The sequence below is a fragment of the Blastomonas sp. SL216 genome (genome assembly GCA_026625625.1).
In the GTDB taxonomy this organism is placed as follows: domain Bacteria; phylum Pseudomonadota; class Alphaproteobacteria; order Sphingomonadales; family Sphingomonadaceae; genus Blastomonas.
The window spans coordinates 692,992-709,233 of the sequence record CP113055.1 but is presented as its reverse complement, the minus strand read 5'-3'; the positions used below and the strand labels follow the sequence as shown (position 1 = coordinate 709,233).

The 16,242-nt window shown below is 65.8% G+C and carries 8 protein-coding genes; all 8 read right to left on the bottom strand.

Going from position 1 to position 16,242, the window contains the following annotated elements:
• Positions 1–90: 90 nt before the first annotated feature.
• Positions 91–3,546 (bottom strand): double-strand break repair helicase AddA, encoded by a 3,456-nt coding sequence (gene addA / locus OU999_03295; GenBank protein ID WAC24234.1) that lies wholly within the window; start codon positions 3,544–3,546, stop codon positions 91–93.
• Complete coding sequence (locus OU999_03290) at positions 3,543–6,518, bottom strand: PD-(D/E)XK nuclease family protein (protein WAC24233.1); 2,976 nt, start codon at positions 6,516–6,518, stop codon at positions 3,543–3,545. Before OU999_03290 ends, addA begins: the two co-directional genes overlap by 4 nt.
• Positions 6,511–7,206 (bottom strand): nucleotidyltransferase family protein, encoded by a 696-nt coding sequence (locus OU999_03285; protein WAC25335.1) that lies wholly within the window; start codon positions 7,204–7,206, stop codon positions 6,511–6,513. Before OU999_03285 ends, OU999_03290 begins: the two co-directional genes overlap by 8 nt.
• Positions 7,207–7,235: 29 nt before the next feature.
• Positions 7,236–8,228 (bottom strand): phosphotransferase, encoded by a 993-nt coding sequence (locus tag OU999_03280; GenBank protein WAC24232.1) that lies wholly within the window; start codon positions 8,226–8,228, stop codon positions 7,236–7,238.
• Positions 8,219–8,680: a tRNA (adenosine(37)-N6)-threonylcarbamoyltransferase complex ATPase subunit type 1 TsaE gene (gene tsaE / locus OU999_03275; protein WAC24231.1), complete on the bottom strand. Its 462-nt coding sequence runs from the start codon at positions 8,678–8,680 to the stop codon at positions 8,219–8,221. Before tsaE ends, OU999_03280 begins: the two co-directional genes overlap by 10 nt.
• Positions 8,677–11,025, bottom strand: coding sequence for a PAS-domain containing protein (locus OU999_03270; GenBank protein WAC24230.1), 2,349 nt, complete (start codon positions 11,023–11,025; stop codon positions 8,677–8,679). The genes tsaE and OU999_03270 overlap by 4 nt, the downstream gene beginning before the upstream one ends.
• Positions 11,026–11,159: 134 nt before the next feature.
• A complete protein-coding gene (locus tag OU999_03265) occupies positions 11,160–14,357 on the bottom strand; it encodes an amidohydrolase family protein (protein WAC24229.1) in 3,198 nt (1,065 codons plus the stop codon).
• A gap of 269 nt (positions 14,358–14,626) precedes the next feature.
• Complete coding sequence (gene ahcY, locus OU999_03260; GenBank protein ID WAC24228.1) at positions 14,627–16,045, bottom strand: adenosylhomocysteinase; 1,419 nt, start codon at positions 16,043–16,045, stop codon at positions 14,627–14,629.
• Positions 16,046–16,242: the final 197 nt, after the last annotated feature.

The window sequence follows — 16,242 nt, the reverse complement described above, 5'->3', positions numbered from 1 at the left end:
AAAACTCCTTGTTCGTAACTTGACCCTGCATGTAAGCGTTGGCGCGGCGCGGCTCAAGCCGGGGCAGGCCAACTATTCATATGGGGTGATTCAATCCAGCTTCGTCGCTGCCAGCAGGTCGTCGGGCAACAGGAAAAGCTGCGGTGCAGCGGTATAAAGCAGCCCGGCCTGCACAAACCGGCCCGGAAAGATCAGGCGCAGCGCCGCGACATAGGCGGCCATCTGCCGGACATGCGCGACGGGCAGCTGATCGATCGATCGGGGCGGGCGGCGACCGGTCTTGAAATCGACTACCAGCACGCGGTCTTCCTGGACCAGCAGCCGATCAACCGTACCCGACACAACGTTCGGACCCACCACTGCGGCAATCGGCGCTTCGGCCAGCGCTCCTTCCTGGAAGACATCGGCAAATTGCGGGTGATCGATCACCGCGCACACCGGATCGATGATCGCATCGGCCTCGGCTGCATCCTCGATGTCATGCTGTCGCGCCAGCCAGCGCCGCGCCGCCTCTCGCCGCTGCTCGGGCGCCAGCGCCGGGAGCCGTTCGAACAGGCTGTGCATGATCAGACCGCGCTTCGCCGCACGCTCGCGATCGGGTCCGGTCAGCGGCGGGCTCGCCACATCGTCCTTGCCCAGCGACGATGGCGCGAGCGGGATCGGCGGGCGCTGCTCGGGCGCGGCCGGGGTGAGCGCCCAGTCTGGCAGCGCCTCCGCCTGTGGCGGCGTGTCCGCAATCACCGGGTCTGCACGTGGCACCGGCGCGGCGGCGGTCCCGAAACGGCGGCATGCGCCTTCACCCGCATCGATCCAGTCGCAACCCTTGTCCGCAAAGCTTGCCTCGATGGCCGCATACCAGCTTTCAGCGGGCGGCTCTTTTGCCCGTTTGCCCAGGGTGCCACCGACATAGAGCCGCTCCGCCGCGCGGGTCATCGCGACATAGAGCAGCCGCCAGTGCTCCTGCATGTCCGCTTCGCGCGCGGCATCATGCGCCTCGGCGAGCGGGCCGATGCGCTGCGCCTTGGGGAGCGAATAGACCGGCAGGGTAATCTGTGCATCGCGGCCGACGATCTCGACCGGCCAGTCGAAGCTCGAATCCACCTTGCGCGTCGGATCGACACAGGCATCGGCGAGAATGACTATCGGGGCCTGCAGGCCCTTGGAGCCGTGCACCGTCATCACGCGCACCATGTCGCTCTGCCCGGCCAGCTCGCGCTTGATCTCTTCGTCGCCGGCATCGAACCAGTGGAGAAACGCCTGCAGCCCGCCATCATGGCTGGCGGCAAATTTCTGCGCCAGCGCGAGCAGTTCGGCAATCGGATCAAGCGCCTCTTCGCCCAACCGCGCCACCAGCCTGGCGCGGCCCTGCACCGGCCCTGTCAGCACCTGTTCCAGAAAATCATAGGCCGTACCGAAGTCCGCCATCACCAGCAGCGCATAAAGCGGCGCAAGCCTTGCGCCCAGCGCCGGATCGCTCTCGGCCAGGTCCCGCAGATGCGGCCACAACGATCGCTTTTCCGGGCGATAACCGTATTGCAGCAACTCTTCCTGCGTCCAGCCACCCAGCGGCGAGACCAGCAGGGCGGCGCAGGTCAGATCATCGAGCGGCTGCAGCGCAAAGCGGATCGCCGCGATCAGATCCTGCACCGCAAGCGGCTGGCCCAGGCGCAACCGGTCGATCCCCGCCACCGGCACGCCTGCGGCATATAGCCGCGCGACAATCAGCGAAGCGAGGTCACCGCGGCGGCGCAGCAGCACCATGATATCGCCCGCGCCGGCCCAGCCGGGCTGACCATCGGACCGCCGCTCCAGCCACAGCCGGTGCGACGATTGCGGGTTCAGCCAGCCGGCGATGCGATCGGCGAGCTGTTCGGCAAACCTGCGGTCCGCACCCGACAGCCATTCTTCGGCATCCTCGCCCTCGCCGCCCTCATCGGCATCCTCGATCCCCTCGCCCACCGGACGCCACAGTTCGACCATGCCCGGCCCCTTGCGCCCTTCATGCAGGGGCAGGACATCGTCCATGATGCCGAGCGCCTGCGGGCCCAGCCGGTCGAGCACGGCATCGACCATGTCGAGCACCGGCTGGGTCGAACGGAAGCTGCGATCGAGGCTGAGATCAAGAAATGGCTGGCCGGAATCCAGAGCCTGCTGACCGATGCGCACGCGCGCGGCGGCATAATATTGCGGGCTGGTGCCCTGGAAGCCGAAGATCGCCTGCTTGAAATCGCCGACCGTGAACAATGTGCGAAAGCGATCGGCCTTGCTGCCCAGCCCGGTGAAATAATCGTCGATCAGGCCGCGCACGATCGCCCATTGGCTGGGGTTGGTATCCTGCGCCTCATCGACCAGCACATGGTCGAAGCGCTGGTCGAGCTTGAAGGCGATCCACTGCGCCATCGTCCGGCCCGATAGAAGGTTTGCAGCCGCGCGGATCAGGTCGTCGAAATCGAGCAGGCCGGCCTGACGTTTCGCCTCGGCAAAGCGCCAGGCAAAATCGCGGCCGACCTCCAGCGCGCGGGAAAACTCGCCCGAGAACGCGACCAGCGCGGCATGGTCCTTCAACGCCTTCAGGTCACTGTACAGGCTCTCCGCCTTGTCGAAATAATCGGGGTCTACCTTGGCCGAAAAGCTTTCCCATTTGCGCGGGTCGCCATCGGCCTTGGCAACCGCGAGCCAGACAAGATCCAGATTTTCCAGCCGCGCCGCGGCATCCATGTCGAGCCAGGCCTGAATCTTGCCGGCGACCTCCATGCCCGTCTTCGTCCCCCAGCGGACATTGCTGTCCTGCAGCGCTTCCAGATTGGGAATGTCGAACACCGCATCGCTGCACATCGCTGCAAGGCCGCTGCCGTCCTCGTCGCGCTTCAGCCCCAGGGCCGCGTTGATATAGGGGCGGATGTCGCCGGTCAGCGCGTCCATCGCATCGGGCCGCGCGGCGCAGCGCATCAGGAAGCTTTCTGTGGCCTCCGCCCCCAGCTTGAGGCTCAGGGCTTCGAGATTGTCGGACAGCCTCGCATCGCCGCGCTGCGCTGCCTCGATCAGCATGGCGCCCAGCGTGTCGCGCGCCAGCTGGATACGATCGCGATCCTCCATCGGCTTGAAGCCAGGGGCCAGCCCCGCCTCTTCGGGAAAGCTTGCGAGCAGCGACTGGCAAAAGCTGTGGATCGTCTGGATGCGCAGGCCGCCCTGCGGCGCATCGAGGACGCGCGCGAACAGGCGGCGCGCGCGGATCAGCGTGTCCGCATCCACCGGCGCGCCGATATTGGCAAGGTCCGCACCCAGCGCGGTGTCGCTCATCCGCACCCAGGCGGCGAGCTGCGCATTGATGCGGTTCGCCATCTCGCTCGCGCCAGCCTTGGTGAAGGTCAGGCACAGGATCGCATCGGGGTTGACCCCGGGTTCGAGCAAAAGGCGGTAGACGCGCGAGGTCAGCACCTGCGTCTTGCCGGTGCCCGCCGAGGCGCTGAGCCACACCTGATCGGCCGGCGAGACCGCCAGCGCCTGGTCGCCCTGCAGCAGGGGAAGGCCGGAACCACCACTCATCGGCCGCTCCCCTGCCGCCCATACCATTCGGCGAGCCGCATCAGCTGGTCATATTCGGTATAGGTTGCCTGATCGGGCACCAGCTTGGCCTCGAACGGCGCATGGCCCAGGATCCAGGTGTCGAGCGCCTCACGCAGGAATTTCTCTGCGGTCGGAAGCATATTGTCGGCGGTCAGTTCGCGGCCCTTGCGGCCCACGGGGCTGTCGACATAGCCGAAATCGCCCGACTTGCTGCGGGTGAGCGACCAGTATTCGAAGCCGCTCGCCTTGCCGCCAATCGCGGGCTGGTCCCCTTCGGCGACAAAGCCGCCACGTTCCGCCATCATCCCCAGCAGGCCGAGCTGCAGCGCGAACCCCGCCTCCACCTGCCGCGCGCTGGGCGGCTTGCCGGTCTTGTAGTCGACAATCGCCAGCGTTCCGTCGGGCATGCGGTCGATCCTGTCCGCCTTGCCGCGAATCTCGACCTCGCCGATCATGAAGGTGCCGGCCCGTTCGGCGTCGATCATCTTGCGTCCCTCGCCAGCAAGCGTCTCGGTCTGCTCGGCAATCCATTCAAGCGCAGCAACCAGCCGGGGCCGCCACAAGGCCTTGATCAGCGGATGCACGTTCGCCGCCTCCAGGAAGCGATTGGCGCGCGGCACCAGCAATGCAGGATCGAGCGCGTCGTCGCGGTGCCACAGTTCCAGGATTTCGTGGACCAGCGTTCCCCGCCATGCCGCGCTCGGTTCGGCATCGACCGGGTCGAGGGCGGGCAGGCCCAGGATGCGCTTGGCGTAAAAGGCAAAGGGGTCTGCGCGCAGCCGGTCGAGTTCGGTCACCGACAGCCGCTTCACCCGCTGCTCCGCGCTCGGCCTTGGCGCGGGCTTGTCGATCCTTTGGGGCGGCAGACGCCGGTCGAGCCTGCGCGCCAGCGCCAGCGCATCCATATCCTCCATGTGCCGATCGGGCGCGACCGCCTGCAGGCGGAGCAGAAAGCGCGAGGCGACGGTCGGCGCGCTGCCATCGCGCCGGGCCCGGGTCAGCACCACGTCGGCCGAGGCCAGCGCCCCGGCCAGGTCCTGCGCGGCCAGCCCGACGCGCATTTCGAGCGGCGGCAGGCCCAAGGCGGTGCGCACCATCGGTGCCAGCCACGGATCGGGCGAGGGAATCTGCGGCCAGACGCCCTCGTTCAACCCCGCACAGATGACCAGGTCGGCGCTTTGCAGGCGCGCTTCCAGCAGGCCATAGATCGCGACGCGCGGATGCTTGCCATAAGGCGGACGCACCGCCTTTTCGCGCATCAGTCGCGACAGGATAGTGGCTGCCTGCGATGGTGTGACCAGCGGGTCGTGCGCATCGGTGCGCGCCAGCAACTGCTGCACCAGATCGGAGGCGCAGCGCCCTGCCAGCCCGGTCCAGACCGCCTGGTTGCTGAGCGCATCAGCCGCAGCAGCAATGGCGGCCACGGTCTTCGACAAGGGCTGCGGATCGCGCGGCCAGGCGCCGATGGGCGCGAGCAACGCCTTGGCGGCAGCCCACCATTCGCGCAACGGGCGGTTGCCGATGGCAATGTCGATGCCACGCAGCCCAGGTGCAGGGCGCGGGCCGCGAAGCCGACGGTCAAGCTGGCGCACCTCGTCGAGCCAGGCCAGCCTGGCCTCGCCTGGCTGGGCAAGCGGGTGCTTGAACAGATCGAGCAAGGCCACCGGCGCGAAATCATCGGCCAGGCATTGCGCGACCGCGAGCAGGAACCGCCCCGGCGGTGTAACCGGCAGCGCCTCCCCGGCGCTGTCATCGGCGTCGATCTCCCACCGCTTCAGATGCGCGATCACCCGTGCGGCCAGCGACCGGTCGGGCGTGACGATGGCGACGCGGCGCGCGGGCTCGTCGAGCGCCTGGCGCACCATCAGCGCGATGGCCTGGGCCTCTTCGTCCGGATTTTCCGCCTCGACGATCCGGATTCCCCTGGTGCGCCGGTCGGCGGCCTCCAACGTCACCCAGCGATCGCTGAGCCGTGCGGGCAGGAAAATGCTGCGCAGCAAACGGGCGCGATCCGCCGCCGGACCAGTCCTGGGTTCCGCCTGCCACGGCTGCACCTCGGCGCGTGAGACGCTCATCGCATGGAGCAGCTGCTTGAGGTGATATTGCGGATGGGTGACCGCCGGCTTTTCGACAGGCTCGCTGCCCAGCGCAGGCGGGGTGGTCACCGGATGGCCGATCGCCGTCCAGAGCAGCTCGTCCATCTCCAGGTCGAGCCCCGGCAGCACCACCATGCCTTGCGGCAGATCGGCAATATTGCGCAGCAGCCGCGCGATGGCAGGCGCGGCGGTGGTGATCCCTGCGGCAATGATCGGTGTCTGCGGCGGCTGTTCGCGCCAACGCTGCGCCGCCTTGTCGAGCAGCCGGTTGCGGCGGTCGGCAGGGTCGATGCGGCCCATGGCGATCAGGTCTGCCGCCCAGGCGCGCCCGACCCACAGGAACAGATCGCGCGCCTCAGCCCAATGTTCGGCCAGATCGGCCTCGACATCGATGCTGTCGAGATCGTCCAGCGTCTTTTCTTCGATCTGCAGCTGATCGAGCACGCGGGCATATTCGCAGGCCAGCCGCAGCGCCTCTGCCGGGTCGTGCGCGCCTGCCCGCCCTGCCCCTTCGCGCGCGATCAGTGCCGCGAGCCGAAAGCGGCGTTCCAGCGGATCGACGGCTGGCGGTACCTCAGCCCCGTCACCCAACGGGTCGAGCAGCGCGCCCAGGCTCTCATCAAGGTCGATATCGCCGATCAGCACCATGCGCGGCAACAGCAGGCCGTCCGCCGCATGGCGTACCAAAGCTTCGGTAATCGCCCGCCCGGCACGGTGGTTGGGGATCAGCAGTGTCGTCCGCGCCAGCCCCAGCGGGTCGCCGCCAAAGCGCTTGAGCAGACCGCTCGCCAGAACGTCCGCAAACCCGCGCTGCGCCCCGATGGCATAGACCGCAGGCTGGCGGGCTTCAGGCATTCAGCAGCGCCTCTGCCGTGGGCGGGATCGCGGAGGGAGTACCGACATCGAACCATTGGCCCATATGCGAAATGCCGAAGAGCCGCCCCTGCTCCATCGCGCGGTTCCACAGGATGTTGGTGGAAAAGGCGCCCGAAGGCGGATCGACCAGCAGGCGGCGCGACAGCAGCTGGATGCCGGTATAGATATAGGGCGCGACATAGCCCGGCTTGCGGCGGCGGATACGGCCCATCTGGTCGAGATGGAAATCGCCCACGCCCGAATAGTTGTTGGCGCGGCTGTGCGGCACCACCAGCAGCAGCGCGTCCATCTGGCTGTCATCCCAGGCGGCGCGCAGCTCGTCAAAACAGGAACGGGCACTTTCGAGCCAGATATTGTCGCTGTTCAGACAGAAGAACGGATCTTCCTCGATCATCGGCAGCGCCTTGACCAGACCTCCGCCGGTCTCGAGCAGCAGGTCGCGCTCATCCGAGATCATCAGTTCGAACGGCCATTCACGCGCCCTGAGATGCGCCTCGAGTGCATCGGCGAGATAATGGACGTTGACGATCACGCGGCGCATGCCGGCCTCGCCCAGATGATCGAGCACATGGTCCACCAGCGGCTTGCCCGCCACGCGCACCAGCGGCTTGGGCGTTGTGACGGTAAGCGGACGCATGCGCTTGCCGAGACCTGCGGCCATCACCATCGCCGTGTGCGCGATTTCGGGTGCGCCGCTCACAGGGCGAACTTTCCGCCCAGCGTTCCTGCAGGATCGCGCAGCTCGGCAGGGATATGCGCATCGAACCAGCGCGCGACCGGAGCCAGCGCGGGGTGCCTGAGATCGCGCTCCATCGCCGCCCAGACACGCGGGATCATCGTGGGATAGCGCGGCTTGCCGTCGCGCTTCCACAGCCGCACGAAGATGCCGACGATCTTCGCATTCCGTTGCGCGCCAAGCACATGATAGGCGGTGTCGAAATCGTAATCCGGACGCGCCAGATCGCGATAATGCGCCAGCATCTCGGCCTCCAGCGCCTCGGACACATCGCGCCGCGCGTCCTGGAGCAGCGAGACCAGATCATAGGCCGGATCGCCGATCAGCGCGTCCTGGAAATCGATCAGTCCCTGCGAACCATCCGGCGGCAGCATGATGTTTTCCGAATGATAGTCGCGCAGAACGGTAACCTGGGGCGCAGCCGGGTCCATGCCGTCAAGAACGGCGTTCCAGGCAGCAGCATAGCCATCGGCATCCACCTCGAGCCCGCGCGCGGGGCAATACCATTCGGTGAGCAATCCCGCCTCGCGCTGGTAGACCGCGCGATCATAAGCCGGAACATCGGCGGGCGGACGTTGGTGGAGCTCGACCAGCGTTTCGATGGCCGTGCGATAGATTGCGCGCTCGGCTTCGGCATCGCCTGCATCGACCGTCTCGCGCATCCGCGCATCGCCAAAATCCTCGAGCAGCACCAGCCCGGCCTCGGCATCGGCGGCGAATATATCGGGCGCGCGCAGGCCCTGCGCGGTCAGATAGCGCGCGACATCAATGAACGGCTTCGGATCCTCCTCGGGCGGCGGCGCGTCCATCAGGATCGCGCCACGGCTGGGCTCCACGACCCGGAAATAGCGCCGGAACGAGGCATCGCCGAGGATAGGCTCAATGTCTGCCGCCGACCAGCCATGCGCATCGGCAAAGTCACGGATAACCTGTTCACGCTCGCTCAACACCATTCACCTGCAATCTGCCGCCAGCGCGCCTGCCAGTTCGTGCCGGGCGCCGCCATAATCCGGCGCTCGCTAGCATCGCTCCCCTCGATCCGCAATTGCAGCGTATCGGGACCCGCCAACCCACCAATACGCTCGGGCCATTCGGCGATCAGCAGCGCTGGATCACCGGCATCAAGCCCCAGCTCGTCGAGCTCCATCGCTCCATCCAGCCGGTAGAAATCGGCATGAATGACCGGGATCCGAACCTCGGGCGGGTCGTAAGGAAGGATCAGCGCGAAGGTCGGGCTGGGCACCTCACCCGCAAAGCCGAGCGCGCCCAGAATGGCGCGCGCCAGCGTCGACTTGCCCGCGCCAAGATCGCCCGACAGCGCGATGGTATCGCCAGGCCGTGCCTTTTCGGCGAGCAACACGCCCAGGCGCTGCATGGCGTCCAGCGAAGACAGCGTCAGCATCACGGCATCAGGATCGTGACGATGGTGCCCGCGCCGGGTTCGCTGACCAGCTCCATCCGTCCGCCATGCGCCTCGATCAGGTTCTTGGCGAGCGGCAGGCCCAGGCCCGAACGCTTGGTCAGCGGCTTGCCGCCGGCTTCGTCGGCCTGGAGCACGCCATCGAGCGCACGCGCCTGCGCACGGGCATCGAGCCCGGGGCCGTTGTCCGACACCACGATGCGCAGCTTGCCACGGAAACGATCCCCCAGCAGCAGCACGCGGCCGCCCTCCTGCGTGTAGCGCAATGCATTGTCGACCACCGCCGTGATCGCCTGGCCAAAGCGCGCGCGATCGACCTCGGCCATGCCAGGGCCGCCATTGACGTCGAGTTCGAGCGCAATGTTCCGCCCGCCAGCCAGCCCGGCCACGCCCTTGGCAACATCGACCAGCAATGCACCGATGTCGGTCGGCTCGCGCTTGAGCGGCAGCGTGCCGGCCTGGCTCTGGCTGAGGTCAAGCACCATGTTGATCTGCGCCGACAGCCGCTCTACTGAGTCGATGATCGCCTTGGCATAATCCTGACCCTGTTCGGACAGCGGACCTGCCACACCGCTTGCCAGCAGCTCGGCAAAGCCGCCGATCGAGGTCAGCGGCGTGCGGAATTCATAGCTCATGTTCGCGAGGAACTTGGTCTTGATCGCATCGGCTTCGACCAGCGCCTCGTTGCGCTCACGAAGGGCGTCCTCCATTCGCTTGGCGTCGGACACGTCGATCATCGTGAACAACGCGCTCGAATCGGGCAGCGGAATGCCGACGAAATCGAACACCCGTCCATCCTTCATCACCAGCTGCCCAGCGCGCTGGGTGCGATCGAGCGTGGCCGAGCGGATCACCTCGCGCAGCGCGGAGATCTGGGCAGGCCGCTTGAGCTGCGGCGCGATGGCCTTGAGCAGCTCGTCGGCACGCGGATGCTTGGCGAGTTCGGCCTCGTCGACCTCCCAAACCGCGCCGAAACGGGTGTTCCACAGATGCAGGCGGCCATCCGAGGTGAAGACCGCGAGCGCTTCATACAGGTTGTTGAAGGTCGCGGTCCGCACGCGCAGCAGCGTGTCGCGGGCGCTCGCCAGCTGCACCTGCTCGGTGCGATCCTCGAAGATTAGCAACAGGCCATTGTCCGGGGTGGGCTGGGCAATAGCGCGCAGATGCGTGCCATCGGCGATCAGCCAGCTGTCCTCGACCGGGGCTGCAGACTGGAACCATTCGCGCTTCTCGTCGCGCCAGGCGGGGAAGTCACGCACCTGCGGCACGCGGCCAGCCTCACGCATCCGGTCGATCAGCCGCTCGAACTCCAGCCCGTCCTGCAACCATTGCGGCTTCAGTTGGAACATGCGGACAAAGGGCTGGTTGACGAAGATCAGGCGGCGCTGGGCATCGAACTGCGCGACGCCCGCCGAGAGATTGTCCAGCATGTCGCGCTGCGCATCGCGGAAACGTTCGGTCGCCTGGCGCGCCAGGATCAGGTCGTGCACATCGATCGCATAGCCGGCAATGCCGCGGCCCCTGATAGGCAGATCGACAATCTCCATCGCCCGGCGGGTGCCTGCAATCGTGGTGGTGACGGTGCGCCGCGACGGAGCATTGACCTCCAGCGCACGCGCGGCAACCGCCAGCGGTGTGAGGCCGTCGACGGTCTCGACCAGTTCCTGACCGGCCTGCACCACCTCTCCAGCGCTGCTGCCGCCGACCGCCTCGACATAGGCGCTGTTGACCAGCAGCAGCGACAGGTCCTCGCGCCGGAACCACATCGGGATGGGCGCAGCCTCGATCAGGCCGGACAGCGCATCGAATGCACGCCGCGTCTCGGCTTCCGCTTCGGCCAGCGCCGCCATGCGGGTTTCGCTCTCGGTCGCATCATAGAACCACAGCAGCACCGCGCCGGGCGCGATGGTCTGCGGGTCGGCAAGCCTGCCCTCGATCCGCAACCGGCGGTTCGACCCTGCGGCGGCGACGGCCATTTCGAACGGTGCACCGCTTTTCTGCGCGGTAGTGATCTTCTGCCCCAGCAGATCGAGCACTTCGCGCGTCAGCCCGCGTCCTTCCTGCGACAGCTCGGCAAGATAGGGGGGCAGCTTTTCCAGCCCCAGCCAGCGCGCCACGCGCTCGGGCCCCTCGATCCGCGAGTCGGATCGCACGATCAGCGGGATAGCCGGGCCGGAATCGATCAGCCGGGTCAGGCGCCGCAACTGCCGGCGCGCGGTACCCGCACCCCGGCGCATCTGCAGGCCGGTCACCAGCGCCCAGATGGCCGCACCGGTCCACACGGCCAGGACGATGGCGATCAGGAACAGCCCGCCATTGCTTACCAGCATGGGCGACTCATGGGTTCAGGGATGAAAAAAGGCGTCCGCGTCATCATCATTGGCCGTAGCGCAATATGGGGGTGGAGCAAAACGGGGTGTGGAGAAAATCCTCCCCCAGCCCGCCGGGGGAGAATTTCTGCCCGTCACTTCTCCCAATACCATTTGCGCAGCCTGGCATTGCCGGTCAGTGTCTCGTTCATCGTCGGCACTTCGTACAGCCGCCCGTTCAGCATGACATGGGTGATCCTGTCGGACTGGCGGATATCGGCGACCGGATCGCCATTGATGATGACCATGTCGGCCAGCTTGCCCGGTTCGATCGACCCGATATCCTTGTCAAAGCCCAGCGAGCGCGCGCCGCAGATCGTCGCGGTGCGCAGCGCCTCCAATGGCGTCATGCCGCCCTTGACGAAGCTCCAAAGCTCCCAGTGCGAGGCGAGTCCCTCTTCCTGGCCGTGCGCACCGATGCCCACCGGCACCCCGCGCTTGGCAAGCGCTGCTGCCTCGCGCGCAGAGGCGGTATCGGCATAATCCTCTTCGGGCCCGATCTCGCGCCGCACGCTGGTCGCTTCCAGCTTGCGGCGGGGTACGTGCTTGCTGAGGATCGGGTGCTGCCAGATATCGGTGTGCGACCGCCAATAGGGATCCGCGCCCATGCCGCCAAAGGTGACCACCAGAGTGGGCGTATAGCCGACCTTGCTCTGCGCGAAGAAGCTGCGGACATCCTCGTACAGCCGTTCCTGCGGGATGTTATGCTCCAGCGTCGTGTTGCCATCGGCGATGATCGTGATGTCCTGCCCGAACAGCGATCCGCCTTCTGCCACGCTGGCCAGACCATCGGCCTGAGCTGCCGCGACGACCTGCTGGCGCTGCTCGCGGCGTGGCTGGTTGTAGTTCTTGACACTGTGCGCGCCCTGCATCTTCAGCCGCGTGGTGTGCGCACGCGCATCGGCGAGGCTGTCGATCTCGGCAAAGATGCCCGCCGCCTTGGCACCATAGACTACCTCTCCGGTCGAGAAGATGCGCGGGGCGAGATATTTGCCGACCCGCTGATAGCTGGCAGCGGGGAAGATTTCGGCGGCACTGTTGCTGGGATCGTGGATGGTGGTCACGCCCATCGCCAGATGCGCGACCGCGCTCCAGTTCTGCTGCGGCACCAGATCGTCCTGCCCCTGCGGTCCGTGCGCATGCGCGTCGACCAGACCTGGGATGATCGTTTTGCCCGCGACATCGACCGTCTGTGCGCCCGCAGGAACGGCGACATTCGCGCCGACGGCAACGATGCGGTTGTCGCGCACCAGCACGGTGCCGCGATCAATGATGCCGCCCGTGTCATCGGCCATGGTGACGATGCGCGCATTGGTCAAGGCGACGGTGCCGGAAGGCTTGTCGGCAGGTGCGGTGACATTGATCGCCACGCCGGTCTTTGGCGATGCGAATTTCGCATCGGTCTTGGCGACGGGTCCGCTGGCAATCGCGCTCGCGGCATTGGCGGAATAGACCACCGGGCCCAGCGACCAGTTGAGCTGAGCGCCATTATGCGACCATTGCAGGAAGGTCGCGCCGCCTTGGCTCACCTGGACCGCGGGAAGCGCGCCGCCGCCCCTGCCCGCACCAAGATCGACCGCGCCGGCCATGAAGGGCATGACGAATGCAGCATAATTCTGGCGGAAGGCGAGCATCTTGCCATCGGGCGAGAGCGCATAGCCGCTGACCAGATCGCCGCTGGCATGGGTACGCTCGGCCTCACCGTTCAGATCGGTGCTGACCAGTGCCAGCTTGCCGCCTGCATATTTGCTGAAATAGACCCGGTCGCCGCTCGCGCCGAAATGCGGTTCGCCGCCATCCTGGGTGATCCGCCGGGTCTGACCGCTGGCGATATCGAGCAGATAGACGCCCGGCTGCACACCCCAGGCATCCGACGTCAGCCCGCCGCCGCTGCCCGCCTCGTAAACGACAAAACGGCCATCAGGCGAGAATTGCGGGCGGCGATAATGGCCTGGGGTGCGGCTGATCGTGCGGGCTTCGCCGCCGCCTGCACCGACAATGCGCAGCTCGCCCAGCCGTTCATCATCCCAGCTGACATAGACGATCTGGCTGCCATCGCGCGAAAAGGCGGGGAACAGCTCGAAATCGGTGCCACCGTTGCTGACCAGCGGCTGTGCTGCACCGCCGCCTGCGGGCTGCTGGTGCAGCTTGCCGAGCGCCTCGAACACCATCCGGCTGCCATCGGGCGAGACGCTGGCAAAGCGCGGCATGGTGACCGCCACGGTATCGGGCGCAACCGGCTTTTGCGGGCGGATGGGGTCGATGATGCTGCGCGTGTCGTTGACGCTGAACGGGATGACGCTTTGCGCGCCGCTCGCCATGTCGATCGCCCGGATCTTGCCGCCCGCCCAGAAGATCAGGCGCTTGCTGTCGGGTGTCCATCCCATGTTCGGATAGACGCCGTGCACCGCCCAGGTTTCCTGCACGTCGCGGTCCATATCGTCGTAGATCTTGCGCTCCTCGCCATTCAGCATGTCGCGGACATAGAGCTTGGTCCTGGCCCGCTCGCGCCGGACAAAGGCAAGATAGCGGCCATCGGGCGAAGGCTGGGGTCGCGCCGCGCCGCCAGGGCCGCCGGTGACGCGCTCGACCTTGCCGGTCGCCATGTCATAGCGGTCGATCACGAACAGCTGGCCGTTGCTGTCCTGCGCATATTCGAAGATCGGACCCGGCGTTGTATCCTTGCTGTAGAAAATGCCCTTGCCATCGGGCGCGAAGATCGGCTCGCCCAGCTCCTTCTGGTGCGCTTCGCTCGGCCGCTTGACCAGCGGCACGCCGTTGCCGCCGCTGACATGGTACAGCCACAGCTCCCCGGTGCCGAGCGAACGCCCGGTGGTGAAATGCTTGCGCGCGACGATATACTGGCCGTCGGGGCTCCAGCTGGGGTTGTTGAGCAACCGGAAGCTTTCCTTGGTCAGCTGGCGCTTGTCGGAACCGTCGGCGTTCATGATCCAGATGTTGTCGCCGCCGCCGCGATCCGAGGTGAAGGCAATGCGCTTGCCATCGGGCGAAAAGCGCGGGTGCTGTTCATAGGCCAGGCCCTCGGCGATCCGCGTAGCCGCGCCGCCCGCGATGGGCATGGTGTAGATGTCACCGAGCAGATCGAAGACGATGCGGCTGCCATCGGGACTGACGTCGAGGTTCATCCAGGTGCCCTCGTCCACCTTGATCGGGATGGTCCGCGTCTTCATCGGCGGCGCGTTGACGTCCCAGCTAGCGGGCTTTTCCTGCGCCAGCGCGGGCATGGCGATGGCAAGCGCCGCAAGGGCGGCGGAAAAACGCAGTGCTTTCATGATGATGGTCCCCAGAATCTTGTTCGTATACGACAAGGCTAGCCGCCACGGGCGCAAGCGCAATGGCAAAACGATGAACTGCAACCGGTGCCAGAAAGCCCCACGCATGGATGGGGCCGCTATGGGCGCGACGGTCGCTCCGCGCCTGTCAGCAGGGCAAGCAAAATCCGCGTTCGCAACCCTTGCCGCACGCAACAAAAAACCCGCCCCGCGATGACGCGGAGCGGGCTTTGGGATTGCCTCTGCCGAACCAGCGGCAGAGCGCGCAATCAGTAGCGATATTCGTCCTTCTTGAACGGACCGGCGAGCGGCACGTCAATATAGGCGGCCTGTTCCTTGGTCAGTTCGGTCAGCTTCACGCCCAGCTTGGCGAGGTGCAGACGGGCGACCTTTTCGTCCAGGTGCTTGGGCAGCACGTACACGTCGTTCTGATACTTGTTCGCACCGCTGAACAGTTCGATCTGCGCCAGCACCTGGTTGGTGAAGCTGGCCGACATCACGAAGCTGGGATGGCCGGTGGCGTTGCCGAGGTTGAGCAGACGACCCTTCGACAGCATGATGATGCGCTTGCCATCGGGGAATTCGACCATGTCGACCTGCGGCTTGATCTCGGTCCACTTCATGTTCTCGAGAGCGACAACCTGGATTTCGTTGTCGAAGTGACCGATGTTGCCGACGATCGCCATGTCCTTCATCGCGCGCATGTGATCGAGCGTGATGACGTCCTTGTTGCCGGTGGTGGTGACGAAGATGTCAGCGGTCGACACGACGTCTTCCAGCGTCTGCACGGCAAAGCCGTCCATTGCTGCCTGCAGCGCGCAGATCGGATCGATTTCGGTCACGATCACGCGGGCGCCGGCGCCCTGCAGCGAAGCAGCCGAACCCTTGCCGACATCGCCATAGCCGCACACGACAGCGACCTTGCCGGCCATCATCACGTCGGTACCGCGACGGATGCCGTCGACCAGCGATTCCTTGCAGCCGTACTTGTTGTCGAACTTCGACTTGGTGACGCTGTCGTTCACGTTGATCGCGGGGAAAGGCAGCTTGCCCTTCTTGGCGAGATCATACAGGCGGTGCACACCGGTGGTGGTTTCTTCCGAAACGCCCTTGATGTTCTGCACGGTCTTGGTGAGGTAGCCCGGGGTCTGGGCCAGACGGCGCTTCAGAACCTTGACGAAGCACTCTTCTTCCTCGTTGGTCGGGGTGAACAGCTCTTCACCGGCTTCCACGCGCGCGCCCCACAGGGCGTACATGGTGGCATCGCCGCCATCGTCGAGGATCATGTTGCAGGTGGTGCCTTCTTCGGCGCCCCAGTCGAAGATGCGATCGACATATTCCCAATATTCTTCCAGCGTCTCGCCCTTGATGGCGAAAACGGGGATGCCCTGCGCGGCGATGGCGGCAGCGGCATGGTCCTGGGTCGAATAGATGTTGCAGGTTGCCCAGCGCACTTCGGCGCCCAGTGCCACCAGCGTCTCGATGAGAACGGCGGTCTGGATGGTCATGTGCAGCGAGCCGGTGATCTTGGCACCCTTGAGCGGCTGAGCGGCGCGATATTCTTCGCGGATCGCCATCAGGCCGGGCATTTCGGTTTCCGCAATCGCGATTTCCTTGTGTCCGAAATCGGCGAGCGAAATGTCTGCAACCACATAATCGTTGCGGTCGAGGGTCGGGGCACTGGCCACGCTATATCTCCTGAATGTCTGTCCTACTGGCCAACGGGGCGATCGGAAACTGCGCCCCCATAGCCAGACTCGCTCTTTCAGGCAAATATAAAGATTCCTTTATATGCTATTATGTACGTCATGGCGCCAATTCCGCCAACCCTGGCCGTGCCCCCTTGCATTGCGCCCAAGACGGGACAACATGCAGCCCGGTTTCA